A 16375-nucleotide genomic window follows, 5' to 3' on the forward strand; every position below is an offset into this window, starting at 1 on the left:
GGCAATGCTGAGCGATATACCCGGCTACACTGGCCTCCACTAGTGCGGAAACAGCCACACGAAAACCCGCGCCCACAAAACATATCCACGCACAACGACGAGGTGAGAGCCCATGACAACCAACCGCGAAAAGATGATCGCCGGGCAGGATTATGATGCCAGCGACCCTGAACTCGTCCAGGCCCACTTCGACTGTTTGCGCAAACTCGCCGAAATAAATGACCAAAGCCTGCTCGACATCACGCAGCGCCACGGCCTCTACAGCAACCTGTTCAAAAGCTTCGGAAAGTCCTTTATCCAACACCCGTTTTGGTGCGATTACGGCTTCAACATCACCATCGGCGACGGGTGCTTCATCAACTTTGACGCCATATTTCTTGACCCCGCCCCCATCACGCTGGGCGATCACGTTCAAATCGGGCCACGCTGCCAGTTGCTCACCCCGCTTCACCCCATGGAGGATCACGACGCGCGGAAGGCCGGCGTCGAAAGTGCTGGGCCCATCACAATAGGGAATAACGTGTGGCTCGGCGGCGGCGTTATCGTCTGCCCCAATGTCACGATCGGCGACAATGCTGTTATCGGCGCGGGTTCCGTCGTCACGCGGGATATCCCCTCGCACACGTTCGCCGCGGGGAATCCGGCTCGCATCAAACGCGAAATCTAGAAGTATCCGGGAACCCTCGCTAGGGCCTTCCCCTGCTAGGAGTCTAATACTCCACGGGATCGCGCAGAATCGGACACGTCATGCAATGTCCTCCGCCTCGCCCCCTGCCGAGCTCCGCGGAATTGATCGTCAGCACTTCGACGCCGGCTTCACGCAGGAGGGCGTTGGTGTGGACGTTCCTGTCGTATCCCATAACAACACCCGGCTCCAGGGCCACCACGTTATTGCCGTCGTCCCACTGCTCGCGCTCGGCGGCGAAAGCCTCACCACCCGTCGGCACGATGCGAAGCTCATCCAACCCTAAAGCGCTGGTCACGGTGTCAATAAATGACCGCTCCTCGCGGTAAATCTGGAAGCCGCGGGGCTTATCCGACGGCAGCAGGGTGAATGGCCGAATCGCCTCCACCACATTCATAAATGCTGTCGCGACGTCGCGGTCGCAAAAAGTAAAGACCGTATCCAAGTGCATGCTGGCGCGGGCGGGAGCCATCTCCGCCACGATAATCCGCTCTGCGGCACCCTGGAGGAATAAACTGCGCGCAAGCTGCGAAATCGCTTGCCACGACGACCGCTCCCCCATGCCAATGAGAACTATGCCCGACCCTAGCGGCATAATGTCGCCACCTTCCAGGGTGGCCAATGCGTTTTTCTCGTCCGGATCGCCGTACCACACGGTGAAATCTCGTGACACAAAGCGCGGATGGAAACGATAAATCGCGGTCAGGAGGATCGTCTCGCGCTCACGGACCGCCCAATGCATCGGGTTAATAGACACACCGCCGTAAATCCAGGCCGTCGTATCCCGTGTGAACTGGGTATTCGGCAGCGGTGGCAGAATAAATTCCAGCTCCCCACGATGCCCAAACAGCGCACTAGTCACTGACCGGTTAAATTCCTTCGGCAAGTCCGTGAACGCAAGCCCGCCGATTAATAGAGTGGCTAGCCTCTCTGCGGGGAGCGACGAAAACCACCCGCGTAGTTCTTCGGCCAGCCCCAGACCCACCGAGTTCGGTGTCAACCATCGCTCCAGAATCCACTCCCTGGCCTCATTGATCTCCACGGTTTCACGCAGCAAATCATGAAGCTCTAAGACGGTGACGCCACGGTCGCGCATTTGCTCCACAAAGTCGTGGTGGTCGTGGCGAGCACGATCTACCCACAACATCTCGTCGAAAAGGAGGTCGTGGCAATTTCGTGGTGTCAGCCGTTGATGAGCAAGGCCGGGTGCGCATACGAGTACCTCACGGAGAGTACCGACCTCCGACCATGCACCGATTGTTGGTTTTCCGTCCGACCGGTCCTCTGCTGCGGGGATGCCCTTTGTCGTGGTTGTGGCCGTTCCGAGGGCATGATGAACGCTGCGGTTGGGTTCTTCACGGTTGGACTCTTCAGATAATGATAAATGCGAGGACATTAAGTTTTCCTCCTCCGCGGGCACGGACTATGTGAGGACAAAGGCTTTGTCAGGGGTGATCGGCCTTCGATTCTCTATCAGTGTGCCCACTTGTATGGGTGCGCCACGATCACTTCCGGGCGTTCTATTCCGGGCGCTCTACTCCGGCCGTGGTGTCAAGATCCGTGGTCCGCCCGCCGTGGCTGCCACTGTGTGTTCCCAGTGTGAGGACCATGTTCCGTCGGTGGTGATCACTGTCCAATCGTCGTCAAGGACGGCAGTGTCATAAGTCCCTAATGTCAGCATCGGCTCGATCGCCAATACGGATCCCTCTTGGATTAGTGGGCCGCGGCCTGCTGGGCCCTCGTTCGCGAGATAAGGATCTTCATGCATTTCGTGGCCGATTCCGTGCCCGCCATAGCCATCGACAATCCCAAGTGAGACGCCGTATTTCTTTTCAGCCTCGCGTGTGGCCATTTCCAGGGCGTGAGATACGTCTGTGAGATGGGCTCCCGGCACCATGGCGCGTATGCCTGCAGCAAGTACGTCCTGGGTGGCTTTATCCAAGGAGCGTAGCGAGCCACCCGCAGCGGATTCGGGGTCGTCCGGCAACTCGTCGCCCTGCAACGCACCATTTTCGCCGATACCGAATGACCAGGCACTGTCGCCGACCCAGCCGTTGAGGGTGGCGCCACAGTCGATAGAGATGTAATCCCCTGCTTCCACTATTTCCTCGGAAGTGGGGATTCCGTGGACAACGACGTCGTTGCGCGACGCGCAAATAGACGCGGGGAAGCCCCCGTATCCTAAGAAGGTGGGTGTGGCTCCTGCTTTCCTGATAACCCGTTCGGCCACCGCATTGAGCTCGAGCAAGCTGACTCCCGGTTTAGCCGCCTCTTTCACGGCAACGAGAGCATTGCCGACGATCGCGCCGGCGCGTTCCATCTGGTCGAGTTCTTCCGGTGTTTTTGCAGCGATTTTCTTCTTCCGGCGACGAAAAGCCATGGTGTTGCCTTTACGATGTGGGGACAGATATAACAAAACTCCCCGTGGTGTACTGCTCCAGGCAGTTAAACCGACGGGGAGGGAAGCAAATTAGGAATCCAAAGCCTTAAGGGCTTCCATGGTCCGCTGATTAATGTCTTCGACGGATCCTTCGGCCACGATGCGGATAATGGAGTCCTTGTAGTACTCCAGCAGCGGCGCGGTTTCGTCGCGGTACACCTTCAAGCGGGTACGGATCACTTCTTCGGTGTCGTCCGCACGGCCACGGGCCAACATGCGTTCCACAACGACGTCTTCGGAGACGTCGAACTGGACAACCGCGTCGAGCTTGGTCCCCAAGCCGTCAAGGATGTTCTTGAGTTCATCGCCCTGTTCCACGGTCCGGGGGAATCCGTCGAGGAGGAATCCGTCGGCAGCGTCGTCCTGGCTGAGCCGGTCCTTCACCATGTTGACGGTGACAGACGTCGGCACAAGCTTACCTGCGTCGATGTAGCTTTTTGCTTCCTGACCTAATTCGGTGTTGTTACCGATGTTTTCCCGGAATAGGTCGCCGGTGGACACGTGGGGAACGCCGAGTTTGTCGGAAAGAATGGCTGCCTGGGTGCCTTTACCAGCACCGGGAGGGCCAAGTAGAACGAGGCGCATATTACTTCAAGAACCCTTCGTAGTTGCTCTGCATCAATTGTGATTCGATCTGCTGAACTGTTGTCAGGCCGACGCTCACGAGAATCAGGATCGCGGTACCACCGAACGGAAGCGAACCGTGGGTTCCTCCGGACGAGGAAATTCCCATGTCGATCAAGATATTCGGTAACACGGCGATAACACCGAGGTAGAGCGAACCGACGAACAGCAGACGATTCATTACGTACCCAAGATACTCCGCTGTCGGCCGGCCCGGGCGAACGCCGGGAATGAAGCCGCCGTATTTCTTCATGTTGTCCGCCTGCTCATACGGGTCGTACTGGATGGACACGTAGAAGAAGCTGAAGAAAATGATGAGCGCGAAGTACAGGATGATGTACTGCCAGCTGGCCGGGTTCTGCAGGTACTGGATCACATCGCGCTGCCACCAGTTGTTCTTAACGTTCGTCTGCGACGAGTTCACAATCTGCGTAATCAGAACCGGCACATAAATCAGTGACGACGCGAAGATGACCGGAATAACACCCGCCTGGTTCACCTTCAGCGGCAGGTAGGTGGATGTCTCACCATATTGGCGACGCCCGACCATGCGCTTGGCGTACTGCACCGGGATGCGTCGCTGCCCCTGCTCGATGAAGATCACGCCGATGACCAGGATGAGGACACCCACGACGACGAGGGCGAAAGCCAGCCCGCCGGAGCCACGGAGGATGGCGGCGCCGTCGGCAGGAAGCCTGGTAGCGATACCGGCGAAAATGAGCAGTGACATGCCGTTGCCGATGCCCTTATCCGTGATGAGTTCACCGAGCCACATAACGAGCACCGCACCTGCTGTCATGACGAGAACCATCATGGTGACGCCGAAGGTGCCGACGTTGGAGTCCAGGACCTGGACGCCTTCGCCCAAGAGTTGCTGGCGGTCAGCCAGGGCAACGATGCCAGCGGACTGGAGGAGGGCCAACCCTACTGTCAGATAGCGGGTGTATTCGGTCATTTTGGCCTGACCGGACTGGCCTTCCTTCTTCAACTGCTCGAACTTCGGGATCACTACGGTGAGCAGCTGAACGATAATCGACGCCGTAATGTACGGCATGATGCCGATGGCGAAGATCGATAGTTGAAGGAGCGCCCCGCCCGAGAACAGGTTGATCATCGAGTACACGGAGCTTTGATCTTGGTTCAGATCATGTAAGCGATCACTAATACTCGAGTAATCGACTCCTGGTGTGGGAATTTGGGAACCGATCCTGTACAAGATGATCATTGTTATGGTGAACAAGATCTTCTTGCGAAGGTCAGGGTCCCGGAATACCGAGAGGAAAGCGGACACATATCCTCCTGAGACAGTAAGGCATAAATTTTTAGGCGCAGGCCAACGACTAACACACTCTAGCAGCACCGGCGGGTGAAGGCCTATCCGTTCGGACTTGGAAAAGGCCTGTTCGAGCGAAAAGGGGCGACCCTTTCACCTACTCAGGTGAAGGCCGCCCTCTTTTCCTATCAGTTCAGGCTTGTCCGGCCGCGTTGACTGTGATTTCCGTTACGACGCCACATGTGGGGCCATTCTCACAGTCACGAACAGTCACGAGCCGGAGCCCAGCGATGATGATCGCGTAATTACTTGGTTTCGGTGACGGATCCACCGGCAGCCTCGATCTTCTGCTTGGCAGAGGCCGAGAACTTCGTTGCGGTCACGTTGACCGACGCGGTGATCTCGCCGTCGCCAAGAACCTTGACCGGCTGCTTTGCGCGGACCAGGCCGGCAGAGGCGAGGTCGGCGATGGTGACGTCGCCACCGTTTTCGAAGTGCTTCTGGAGGTCCGCAACGTTGACCACCTGGTAGGTGACCTTGTTGGGGTTCTTGAAGCCCTTCAACTTAGGCAGACGCATGTGGATCGGCATCTGGCCACCTTCGAACGCAGCAGAGACCTGCTTGCGTGCCTTGGTGCCCTTCGTACCGCGACCAGCGGTCTTACCTTTCGATGCCTCACCGCGGCCGACGCGGGTCTTGGGCTTGTTCGCGCCCTTCGCTGGGCGCAGGTCATGAAGCTTGATGGGTTCGCTCATATTTTCCTACTCCCCCGCCACTTCTTCGACCGTGACCAAGTGGCGAACCACGTTGACCATCCCGCGCACCTGAGGGGTGTCGGGCTGGACGACTGAGTGACGAATGCGCTTGAGGCCGAGGGACCGAAGATTGTCCTTCTGCTTCTTTCTGGTACCGACGGTGCCTTTAACCTGTGTGATTTTCAGTGCCATGGGTTACGCCCCCTGCCCTGCGCGAGCGCGCAGCATACGAGTCGGGGTGACCTCTTCGACAGACTTGCCACGACGGGCGGCGACCTCTTCGGGGCGCACGAGCTGCTTGAGGGCATCCACGGTTGCATGGACAACGTTGATGGCGTTGTCGGAGCCGAGGGACTTCGACAGAACGTCCTGGATTCCCGCGCATTCGAGAACCGGACGGGTGGCGCCACCAGCGATCACACCGGTACCGGGGGCGGCCGGGCGGAGCATCACGATGCCCGCGGCAGCCTCGCCCTGGACCGGGTGGGTGATGGTTCCGGCAATCATGGGCACGCGGAAGAAGTTCTTGCGAGCCTCTTCGGCACCCTTCTGGATTGCGGCGGGAACCTCTTTGGCTTTGCCGTAGCCGACGCCAACCATGCCCTGTCCGTCACCGACGATGACGAGGGCGGTGAAGCTGAAGCGACGACCACCTTTCACAACCTTGGAGACGCGGTTGATGGTGACGACGCGCTCGATGTACTGGTTGCGGTCGTCGTCACGGCCGCGTCCGCGGCGGTTGTTGCGATCATTGCGGCCGCGATCGTTGCGGCCCTTGTTGTTGTCGTTCTTGTCGGCGGAGCGTCCGCCGTCACGCCGTTCACGTCCCGGCATTACGCGATCCTTCCGTTGTTGAGTGCGGTGCTATGCGTGGCCATTAGAATTTCAGACCACCTTCACGTGCGGCGTCGGCCAGTGCGGCGACGCGACCGTGGTACTTGTAGCCACCGCGGTCAAACTTGACAGTCTCAATGCCCTTCGCCTTGGCGCGCTCGGCGATCAACTCGCCAACCTTTGCGCCACGAGCTTTCTTGTCGCCTTCCATGGCGCGGACTTCAGGCTCGATGGACGACGCAGCGGCCAGGGTGTGGCCAATGGTGTCGTCGATAACCTGGACGTGCATGTGCCGTGAGGTCCGGTGCACGACGAGGCGCGGGGTCTCAGCGGTGCCACGAAGGTTCTTGCGAATGCGGAAGTGGCGAGCCTTACGAGCCACGCGACGGCGAGTGGCAATGTCTTTACCGATAGGGAGACGCTTGTTGTCGTTGCTCATTACTTACCCGTCTTTCCGACCTTGCGGCGGATCTGCTCACCTTCGTAGCGGATACCCTTGCCCTTGTAGGGGTCGTCCTTGCGCAGACGACGGATATTCGCGGCGAGCTGCCCCACCTGCTGTTTGTCGATACCACTGATAGAGAACTTGGTCTGTCCGTCCACGGCGAAGGTGATGCCTTCCGGTGCCTTGATCAGGATCGGGTGGCTGTAGCCGAGGGAGAATTCCAAGTCGCTGCCCTTAGCCAGCACACGGTAGCCAACACCGAAGATTTCCATCTTGATGGTGTAGCCCTCAGTCACGCCGACAACCATGTTGTTGATCAGCGAGCGCGACAGGCCGTGCAGAGAGCGGCTCTTGCGGTGATCGTCGGGGCGGGAGACGACGATTTCGTCGCCTTCCTGAGCGATGGTGATGGGCTCCGGAACGTCGATAGCCAGGGTGCCCTTCGGGCCCTTGACCTCAACGTTCTGCCCATTGATGGTGACGGTGACGTTGGATGGGACCGCCACTGGTGAGTTACCAATACGCGACATGTGTGTTCACTCCTCCCCTACCAGACGTAGGCGAGAACTTCTCCGCCTACGCCCTTCTCAGAAGCCTGACGGTCAGTGAGCAGACCCTGGGACGTGGAAATGATAGCCACGCCCAGGCCACCCAGGACCTGAGGCAGGTTGGTAGACTTTGCATAGACGCGCAGACCAGGGCTGGACACGCGGCGCACACCGGACAGCGAGCGCTGGCGGGTGGAGCCATACTTCAGCTCGATGGTCAGGGTCTTACCGACTTTGGCGTCCTCAACGGTGAAGTCAGCAATGTAGCCTTCTTGCTTCAAGATCTCTGCGATGTGGACCTTGAGGTTTGACGAAGGCATCGAGACAGTGTCGTGGTACGCATTACTTGCGTTGCGTACGCGCGACAGCATGTCGGCGATAGGATCTGTCATGGTCATGGATGTGACCTAGTGCCTTTCTCGCTGCGGTTCCCTTCCACCACGCGTTATCCCCGTTTCGGGCAAGCGACTGATGGGTTACCGCAGAAAATCCCCCGGCAATGTCACTGTCTCCATCCGCGAACTAGCTGTTCCACGCTTTCGTGCGCGCAACTAGCCCATCTAGCTGGGGTTTTGGCAGGATTATTGCCGAGGGTTCAGGTGAACCACTCAGGGGCGCCGAACCAGCTCAGTAACTGAACGGCTCGCTGCTTGTCTTCGAGGGACGCTGTGAGGCGGGTGGGCCTACAACAAAGTAGATGTACAAAGACTCAAGCAGTCTAACAACCAGGGTATTTCTTTCAAAATCGCTTGCCGACGCCGGTCAACGCAGTGCTTTCGTCTGTGCGTCGCGCTGTGTTGTCGCGCTGTTTTTATGCACCCCAGAAGGGGCTGCCCCTCCTGCACGCTCAGAGTTACGATGAGGTCACCAGATCATCATCGGATAGAAGGAAGAGCCAGGTCATGCCCTTCACACCACATGCTCCATTTGTTCTCAATATTAACGACGAGGCTCCGGCCGCGAAGGAGGGCGATTTCCCCGCCGCGCAACGCTTAGCCACTGCCGACGGGGCGACGATCGTGGCATTCCGCTTCGCACCAGGTCAGCGCCTGGATTCGCATCATGCACCGCACCCGATCTCCGTCCAGGTGATCGAAGGGGAGGTTGAGTTCGCCGTCGCCAGGAAGGCGTCTGACCCGTCGGAAGTCGATGAAAATGAGTTCACGGCGACCACGTTGACGCCGGGGATGGTGCAATATGTTCCGGCGTTCGTGGTCCACCATGTGACGTCGAAGGATGGGGCGATCATGCAGCTCACGCTGCACACCGGCGACCATGAGGGGTATCAGGGGCACTCCGGGAAGCCCGAGAAGCTCCCGTTCGAAAAGTAGCGCTGGCCCACGCCGGGGCGGGCTACTTCCCTGCTAGATAAATCCCCTGCTAAATAGCCTTGTCGAACTGTTCAATCGCCCACGGAATGGTCAGCGGGTTGGGCAGGCTCATGGCCGTCGCGGTGTCCTGAGAAATCTCCCGCATGTTCCCTTCTTTAACAGCCTTAATGTTCTGGAACAGCGGGTTTTTCTTTGCTTCCTCATTACTCCCGGCGTAATCGAGTAGGAAGAGGTAGTCGAGTTCGTCGAGCTGCGAGAGGTTCTCGGAGGAGAGATATTTGTAGAACTGGCCGTTATCTCCCTTATTAAGGTCGTCCGGAATGACGAATCCCAGGTCCTTAATAAACTGTCCGCGGCCATCGCCACTGGTATAGACCGCGAATTGGCCTTGCATGGCAATAACTGTGGCGGCTTTCTTACCTTTTAGGTCCGGGTGGGATGACGAGAAATCATCAAATTTCTTCTTAGTGTCGCTGACGAGTTTGTCGCCGTCGGATTCCTTGCCTACCGCCTTGGCAATTTCTTTGACCTGAGCGTCCCACGGCACCTGGTAGTCGGCGTACTTATCGGGGTGAACGATGGTCGGCGCAATATCGTTGAGCCGCTTCTTCTCATCATCTTTCAGCCCGGAGTTCACGGCAATAATCTTCGACGGCTTTGCAGCGGCAATTTTTTCCAGAACGTCGTTGCCGATTTCCTGGGACGTCGCTGCCATGACGGTGATGTCTTTGCCCTTGACTTTGTCGCTCGCCCAGGGGCCGACGCCGTTGTCTTTCTTCTCATCCATTCCCATCGGGGTCAAGATGAAGGTTGGCGTGATGTTCATCGCCAGAAGCGTGCAGTAATCCCCCCATCCGATAGCGGCGATGCGGTCGTTCTTGCTTGAGTTATCGCTGTTCTTGTCATCATCGTCGTTGCTACATGCGCTGACAACGCCGGCCGTGGTGGCCAATGCAGCAATAGCGAGGGAAGATTTCAAGAAGTTACGACGACTGGTTGGCACGGATACCCCTTTCACTGCGGGATGAGGCGGTCGAAATCCCACGTGGGCCTCATTCACGCATTGTGTTGACCACATACGTAGGTCTCGGTCAAAGAACACGTATCACTTTAGCTAAGCCTTACAGTGGGAGTCTAGGGATATCCATCTGTGGTTACACACACTCGTTATTTTAAAACCTAGGCATTCGTATGTACGCCGGGCTTATCTTTATATGCCGTACACTTCCGAGCGGACCTAAACGGAGTGTTCGGAGAAAGAACATTATCGACGTGCAACCACTCGCACGACACAGCGTCGGGAGAGACGCTCACTGCCATATATCCGTGGTGAATAAAGTCTATCCACTTAAACCACGCATTAGTCTTCTGAAGAACGTCGGCAGCGGCGGTAGAAACCTGCCGTGCTGCCTGGTCTAATGCCCGTGATTTCGCAACAGTATCGAAAAGACCGTTAGCGGTAATAGACGGCGTCACAAACTCTGTGGCAACAACATCTTTGGATGCTCCGCTACGATACTTTTGAATGTCTCGCGGAATGTCATTGGCCCACGACGAGTGAATATCCCCGGTCAAGAACACCACGTTTTTCTTAGTGTCGGCGATGAGGTCAATAATCTTTTGCCGTTCGGCCATGTAGCCATCCCACTGGTCAGTGTTGAGGGGGATACCCTGGTCCGGCAGCCCAATTTGTGTGACTAACCAATCATGGGTGCGCTGGTCAAGGCCGTCGGGAAGAGTCATGGGCGCGAACATCACTTCATTGGCAACTATCTGCCACGTGGTCGGAGAACTGGACAGTACGTTCCCGAACCACTCAAACTGGGTCTGCCCCATCATGGAGCGATCATCCTTGCCGGCGGCGCGGATGAAATCCGGATCCGTCTTAAGGAACATCTTTTTATTGGTATAAACCAATTCATAATCGCGGTACGTGCGCAAATCCGGGATGATGAATTCCATCAGGTTTCCGTATTGCAGCTTCCGGTACAGATGTGAGCCTTGGTTCCCCGCGCTCACTCGCACTGGTAGCCATTCAAAATAGGCCTGCATCGCGGCGGCTTTAATGGCTTGATAGTTGTCATCGGGTTCAGCTGAGTTTCCCGCGGCCCCCTCACGCCAGTTGTTGTCGGCAAATTCGTGATCATCCCAAATGCAGATGAAGGGCTTGGCTGCGTGGCAATCGGCCAGGTCAGGGTCTTCGTGGTAGCATCCCTGGCGGATTCGATAGTCCTGCAAAGTCGTGGTGCGTTCCGCCGGCTGCACCACGCGAACTTGCGAATCATAAGCGCCGTTGTACCCGCCCGTCTCGTATTCGTAAGTGTAATCGCCCAGGTGGAGGACAAATTCGAGGTCGTCCCGCCCAGCAATATCCCGGTAGGAGCGGAAGTACCCGGCCTCGTAATTACTGCATGAGACCACACCGAAATTGACCGTCCGCTCCCCACCACTGCCAAGCGCAGTCCGAGTCCGGCCAACGCGCGAATAGTGTGGTTTCCCGTCGCGCTCAACAGCAAACCGATAGAAGTATTGAGTGTCGGGCTGCAGATCTTTCACATCAACTTTGATCGTGTGATCTTTGCTTGCCGACGAGGTTTCGTAACCACTCCGAACGATTTTCCTGAAATCAGGCGACGTGGATACCTCCCAGTTGACCTGTGTGTCTGCGCCCTTCTCCGACCCCGGTGTGGCCTCAGGCGAGGGGGTCACACGTGTCCAGATGATGACGCTGTCCGGTTGTGGATCTCCCGACGCGACGGAGTGGCGGAAGAGATCGGTGTCGACGGATTCTTCCTGCGGGGCTGTGTCTGGTCCCGGCACATCCCCTGCGTAGGCACGAGGGTACCGTCCGGCGAGGGCACTACCAGCAGCGATGGTTCCGCCCGCCGCTAACGACGATCGCAAGAAACTGCGGCGCGTGTACGAGTGCCGGCCAGCGGGCCGTTTGGCTTCGCGATAAGGGCCCTCCGGCTTCGTCGATTCGGACGACGTGGTTACTTGTCGCTGTGTGTTCTTACGTTCCTTGTTCGTCATAACGGTCCTCTCCTCTACCGTGCTTTTCTGTTCTTCGGCCGTTGTGTTCTTCGGCCGTTTCATGAGGTGGTCATCCTCACTGGGCAACCAGGGGCACGCAGACTTAATTCACATGAACGCTGCCGTCGTCGTTGACGGTCACGTCGGCTTTCATGGCCGCCGCAAGGTTGATTCGCTCCCAGGATCCGCGTGGCGATTGGTCATCAAGCGGCATCCCTGCGGGACCCGCGGTTTGTTCAATCACTTGGGCGCGCTGCTCATAGGTGAGGTTGGGGAAGGCATTAATCAGGAGGTCGGGAGCAGCCTGGGGCACGATCATCGCGGCATTGGGGTCACTGACCGGCGCGAAGTCGTAGTTCATTCGGTAGGCGTAGTTGCCGAGCGCGTTGTCGTCGTATTTGCTATCCGCGGCCACACAGTTGACTAAGGTGTCGCCGCACCTCCACTCCAGCTCAGCACGGATTTCCTGCGCTGCCGCCATGAGGTTATTCCTCATGCGCGGGTCATTCCACCGGTCCGCCGCCGCGGCCAACCCTGTCATCCGGCCACCCATCACATCGAGGGGATAGTGAACACCGAGGACCACGCGGTTGTATCCGGCCTCGGATCCGCGGGCGAGCAGCTGGTCCGAGAGTTCGGGCAGCATGGCCGCGAGCAGCGTCGTCGTCCATGTTGCTTGATTTGTGTGACCGGACGGGAATGCTTTGGAATGCCCGTACAAATCCTCGCCGGGGACCTCGTATTTGTTGATCTGGTCGGGGTGGTCGTCATACGGGCGGGTCTCATTGAAACCAATCTTTTCGACGATGGTGCTGCTCGCGAGGCCACCCGCCCGCGCGGTAATCCCACCGAAGAGCATCACCGTCTTGGGGAGGCGATTCTCGTTGAGAGCCTGGCGGAATTCTTCGCCTAACCGGCCACCGAATGCATCGGAGAACAGCTGGAGGACGCCCTCTTTGTCGGCGCGTGCATCGTTTTGTGCCCGCGAGATCGCGGTCGGATTCGTCGCGGCGTCGTGATTAATGCGGGTGAGCGTCGCAAGGTTCGTGTCTTGAACCTCGGGATGGTGGGCTTTGAGGTCCGGGTACGAACCGATGACATCCGCGTAGATACCGAAGGGGTGAGAGCTGAGGTCAGAGAGGTACCAGTTGTATTCCTCGGGTGGGAATGCCTGGGGTGTGGGGGCTCCCTCGTGCTGAACAGGTGGGTGAAGGTACGGGATGGTGGCGGTGATGTCCGTGGCGGCTGCGGCCTGGGGAACTGTGTTCGACGGCGTAATTCCACCGGTGGAGACGGTGGCTCCGAGAACAAGCGAGGCGACGGCGACACGTGAGAATCGTCGCGCGGTTATCCCGCGGTCGCGTGGGGGTTTCTGCGGGGAGCGAACCGATTGTGGGCGGGAGGAAAACAATTCAGGCTGGGGCATCCAGGCGTACCTTTCAAAACGTGTGGTAAGCGCTCGCTGGTCCAATGACGCGGGTAGAGGTCACTGGTAGCTCCATTTATCGTGTGTGACCATAGCGACGTGGTGTCGACACTCAGGTGTCGCCCGCACCAACACTGTGTGAACTTTGGGTGAACGGACCCGCCACAGAAGCCCAGTCGTGGACACATCACAAGCCCGCAACCAGCACGTAATACGATGGAGTGCATTGTCGTCACACAGAAAGGTCACCCTGTAGGTACATCGAGTGAGCACTGATCCGAACTCATCATCCTCGAATCCTCCGTCATCCTCGTCCCCTGACCGGGGGCGTTCGTCGTCAGTGGGCAAGGTCGAACGTGTCGACGTCCACTCGGCGGATCCCAACGCCGCGTCCGCTACATCCTCTGCCACGGGTACGTCTTCCACCACGGTGCCGAAGAAAAACCAGCTCACCGCTGCGGTTCTCACGTCGCTCGCGCTACTTTCCGCGGCGGGGCCGCTGGGCACCGACATGTATTTGCCCACGTTTATCGACATCGCGAAGGATCTGTCAACGACGGCCTCGTCGGTGCAGCTCACGCTATCTGCGTTCATGATCGGCTTAGCCGTGGGCCAGTTGTTCGCGGGTCCTATTTCTGACGGGGTGGGGCGGCGTCGGCCCCTGGTGATCGGCTCGTTATTGTTCTTCGTTTTCTCCGCCGGGTGTGCCCTCACCCCGTCGATCGGTTTACTGATTGCCTTCCGATTGCTTCAAGGCATAGCGGGCGGGACTACCGTCGTCGTCGCTCGTTCCGTCATTCCTGACGTCGCGCATGGCAGGGCTGCGGCGTCTGCGTTCTCCGCGCTGATGGCGATCCAGGGGCTCGCGCCGGCGATTGCTCCGCTGCTGGGTGGTTTTCTTTCTCCTCTCATCGGGTGGCGTGGCATTTTCTGGGTGCTCGCCGCGTTTAACGTGATTATGGTCGTGGTGTCCCGCTTCGTGGTGCCCGAAAGCCTGCCGGCTGACCGTCGCACTCCGGGCGCCATCCGCAACCTTTTGCCCACCATTTTCCGTTGTTTCGGCCGCCCGGCTTTCATCGGCTACTGCTTCGCTTTCGCGGTCGGGTTCGGCACGTTCTTTTCCTACATCTCGGCCTCACCGTTTGTTCTCCAAGACCAACTTGGATTACCGACGCATGTCTACTCGATTACCTTCGCTATCAACTCGCTCGCGATCGCGGGAATGTCGGCCCTCAATGGCACACTCGTCGGGCGGTTTGAGGTGCGCTCTGTACTGGTCTTTGGGCTCATCCTCTACGTCGCGACCTCCGCAATTTTGCTTATCGACGCTCTGCTGGGCCCGTGGCTCTGGCCGACGCTCATTTGTCTCTTTGTCATGACGTCAGCGACGGGGCTGTTGCTGGGTAATGCGACTGCCTTGGGTGTTGAGGCCGTCCGCGATATCGGCGCGGGTGCGGGCTCTGGTGCGATGGGCGCTCTGCAGTTCCTAGCGGCCGGGATTGTGTCTCCTCTCGTGGGGATCGGCTCTGACCCGTCGCTGTCCATGGCGTTGTGCATGCTGGTGTGTTCGATTATCGCCATCGTGGGGTGTGTCACGCTCACGCGCTCGTCGGATAGGGCTTAGCTCGGTCTACCATCCCGACGAAACCCAGGCTCACCAAAAACTCACGAAAGCACGGTTAGCTTTGTGTGGTTATACTTTTCAATATGCACGCGGGCGACCGCGATCTATATGATTCGGTCGGCCGACAAGGCCCACGACCTTTAGGCCCTTCGGTCGGCCCCGAGATCCAAAAAGGCCACAAGCCTTCCTTTGAGCGAGTATTGGAGTAAAACACGAGTGCTTTCTTCGATGCGCACACCCCATCGCGCTACCACCGCCACACCGTCCAACGAATCACGACCCACATCGCGTGCCAGGGAAAACACACGTCCTCGGTCGCGACGGCTTGGCACGTGGGTTGCAATCACTATGTCCGGCGTCGTCTTCTTACAGGGCTGCACGATTTCTCATCATGATGAAAAGGAGTCGGAGTCCGAGAAGCAAATGTCAGAGTTCAAGGAGCGCAATGCCAAGTATTCTGCGCATAACAATGACGGCTCCGGGCCCAATGATTCGATTCGGTGGGTAGACCGCACAAAGACTTCTCCCCTAGTCCTCGTGGCCCCGCACGCGACGAATCACCACCGCAGGGGTCAACCTAAGGTTGCTGATTTATACACCGGTGGGATCACTGAGATGGTGGCCGATAAACTCAACGTGTCTGCGCTCACCACAACGGGGAAAGTGTCAGACTGGCACGATAATTGGAAAACGCGCGATGACAAGTTCACGCGCGTCCTCAAGGGCCTCCCAGACAACGCCATCATCGTCGAGCTGCATGGTATGGATGATTCCTCATCCGAAGAGCCTGTTTCTGTCGGAACGGGTGATCGTCCATCGCCTATGACCGACGATATTGTCCGGCGTTTATCGGAAACTCTCCACGGACAGGTGGATATTGATGCTGGATTTAACGCCCAGGCTTCCTACACGGTGACCGATTTTATGCAGAAGCGGGGGCATTCCGCGATGCAGATTGAGATGAATCACGCGATTCGGGATCCCAAACAGGGGCAGACTCCGACCACCATTGCCCGATTATCAACGGCTTTCCGTGAGGCATTGACTGATTTGCCAACGTTGGATACGAAGCCGACTCGTGAACAGGACGCACCGGCGCCGAATATTGACAAGGTTCGTGAGTCCGAGAAGGAAAAGCCGTCGAGTAAAAAGAATTCGACGAGCCTGGAGCCTGAGCCAGAGAGCTCGTCGTCTCAGCGGTCGACGTCGAAGTCGTCACGACGATCGTCAACGTCGACGAAGAAGAAGTCTAAGAGTTCACGCGCGTCGGACCACGCGGACCCTGATCGGGAGCCTTCGCGGCGCTCATCCGATGAGGACTAGAGCGGGACTCTGAAGGGCCCACGCCTTACACGGC

17 protein-coding genes are annotated in these 16375 nt (G+C 58.1%); 4 read left to right on the plus strand and 13 right to left on the minus strand.

The features are described from left to right. Window positions 1–112 precede the first annotated feature (112 nt). On the plus strand, window positions 113–667 hold the full coding sequence (locus KCQ76_RS04330) for a sugar O-acetyltransferase (RefSeq protein WP_046202892.1): 555 nt from the start codon (window positions 113–115) through the stop codon (window positions 665–667). 43 nt (window positions 668–710) lie between these two features. Here KCQ76_RS04330 and arcA read toward each other — a convergent pair whose 3' ends face one another. The 10 genes from arcA to rpsH all read right to left on the minus strand — a co-directional run bounded on the left by arcA (window position 711) and on the right by rpsH (window position 8002). Continuing rightward, on the minus strand, window positions 711–2081 hold the full coding sequence (arcA, locus tag KCQ76_RS04335) for an arginine deiminase (RefSeq protein WP_235428802.1): 1371 nt from the start codon (window positions 2079–2081) through the stop codon (window positions 711–713). Between the two features lie 138 nt (window positions 2082–2219). Continuing rightward, entirely contained in the window at window positions 2220–3065 is an 846-nt protein-coding gene (gene map, locus KCQ76_RS04340; RefSeq protein WP_046202891.1) for a type I methionyl aminopeptidase, read from the minus strand. 90 nt (window positions 3066–3155) lie between these two features. Then, a complete protein-coding gene (locus KCQ76_RS04345) occupies window positions 3156–3710 on the minus strand; it encodes an adenylate kinase (protein ID WP_046202890.1) in 555 nt (184 codons plus the stop codon). Between the two features lies 1 nt (window position 3711). Further along, the gene (gene secY / locus KCQ76_RS04350; protein ID WP_012732398.1) at window positions 3712–5040 is read right to left on the minus strand and encodes a preprotein translocase subunit SecY; all 1329 of its coding nucleotides are present in this window, start codon (window positions 5038–5040) and stop codon (window positions 3712–3714) included. A gap of 287 nt (window positions 5041–5327) precedes the next feature. Further along, window positions 5328–5777 carry a 50S ribosomal protein L15 gene (rplO, locus tag KCQ76_RS04355; protein WP_046202889.1) on the minus strand — a complete coding sequence of 150 codons (450 nt, stop codon included), beginning with the start codon at window positions 5775–5777 and terminating at the stop codon, window positions 5328–5330. 6 nt (window positions 5778–5783) lie between these two features. Continuing rightward, window positions 5784–5969, minus strand: a complete 186-nt coding sequence (rpmD, locus tag KCQ76_RS04360; RefSeq protein ID WP_046202888.1) for a 50S ribosomal protein L30 — start codon at window positions 5967–5969, stop codon at window positions 5784–5786. Window positions 5970–5972: 3 nt separating this feature from the next. Next, the gene (gene rpsE, locus KCQ76_RS04365; RefSeq protein ID WP_012732401.1) at window positions 5973–6611 is read right to left on the minus strand and encodes a 30S ribosomal protein S5; all 639 of its coding nucleotides are present in this window, start codon (window positions 6609–6611) and stop codon (window positions 5973–5975) included. Window positions 6612–6654: 43 nt separating this feature from the next. Next, the gene (rplR, locus tag KCQ76_RS04370) at window positions 6655–7050 is read right to left on the minus strand and encodes a 50S ribosomal protein L18 (RefSeq protein ID WP_046202887.1); all 396 of its coding nucleotides are present in this window, start codon (window positions 7048–7050) and stop codon (window positions 6655–6657) included. After that, entirely contained in the window at window positions 7050–7586 is a 537-nt protein-coding gene (rplF, locus tag KCQ76_RS04375; protein WP_012732403.1) for a 50S ribosomal protein L6, read from the minus strand. The genes rplR and rplF overlap by 1 nt, the downstream gene beginning before the upstream one ends. A 17-nt stretch (window positions 7587–7603) precedes the next feature. Then, a complete protein-coding gene (gene rpsH, locus KCQ76_RS04380) occupies window positions 7604–8002 on the minus strand; it encodes a 30S ribosomal protein S8 (RefSeq protein WP_012732404.1) in 399 nt (132 codons plus the stop codon). A 504-nt stretch (window positions 8003–8506) separates the two neighbouring features. Here rpsH and KCQ76_RS04385 point away from each other — a divergent pair. Continuing rightward, on the plus strand, window positions 8507–8935 hold the full coding sequence (locus KCQ76_RS04385) for a cupin domain-containing protein (RefSeq protein ID WP_052722134.1): 429 nt from the start codon (window positions 8507–8509) through the stop codon (window positions 8933–8935). A gap of 49 nt (window positions 8936–8984) precedes the next feature. Here the strand turns inward: KCQ76_RS04385 and KCQ76_RS04390 are convergent, their stop codons facing one another. The 3 genes from KCQ76_RS04390 to KCQ76_RS04400 form a co-directional block, all read right to left on the minus strand. Beyond that, window positions 8985–9938, minus strand: a complete 954-nt coding sequence (locus KCQ76_RS04390; protein WP_046202931.1) for an ABC transporter substrate-binding protein — start codon at window positions 9936–9938, stop codon at window positions 8985–8987. A 176-nt stretch (window positions 9939–10114) separates the two neighbouring features. After that, on the minus strand, window positions 10115–11968 hold the full coding sequence (locus KCQ76_RS04395; RefSeq protein WP_221914803.1) for an alkaline phosphatase D family protein: 1854 nt from the start codon (window positions 11966–11968) through the stop codon (window positions 10115–10117). Between the two features lie 103 nt (window positions 11969–12071). Then, entirely contained in the window at window positions 12072–13394 is a 1323-nt protein-coding gene (locus tag KCQ76_RS04400) for an acid phosphatase (protein ID WP_046202886.1), read from the minus strand. 265 nt (window positions 13395–13659) lie between these two features. On the opposite strand from KCQ76_RS04400, the gene KCQ76_RS04405 reads away from it, so the two are divergent. Together KCQ76_RS04405 and KCQ76_RS04410 are read left to right on the plus strand one after the other, a co-directional pair. Further along, window positions 13660–15018, plus strand: coding sequence for a multidrug effflux MFS transporter (locus KCQ76_RS04405; protein ID WP_052722132.1), 1359 nt, complete (start codon window positions 13660–13662; stop codon window positions 15016–15018). A 348-nt stretch (window positions 15019–15366) separates the two neighbouring features. Beyond that, complete coding sequence (locus KCQ76_RS04410) at window positions 15367–16341, plus strand: hypothetical protein (protein WP_046205091.1); 975 nt, start codon at window positions 15367–15369, stop codon at window positions 16339–16341. Window positions 16342–16375: the final 34 nt, after the last annotated feature.

This window comes from Corynebacterium parakroppenstedtii (assembly GCF_019754935.1).
Taxonomy (GTDB): Bacteria; Actinomycetota; Actinomycetes; order Mycobacteriales; family Mycobacteriaceae; genus Corynebacterium; species Corynebacterium parakroppenstedtii.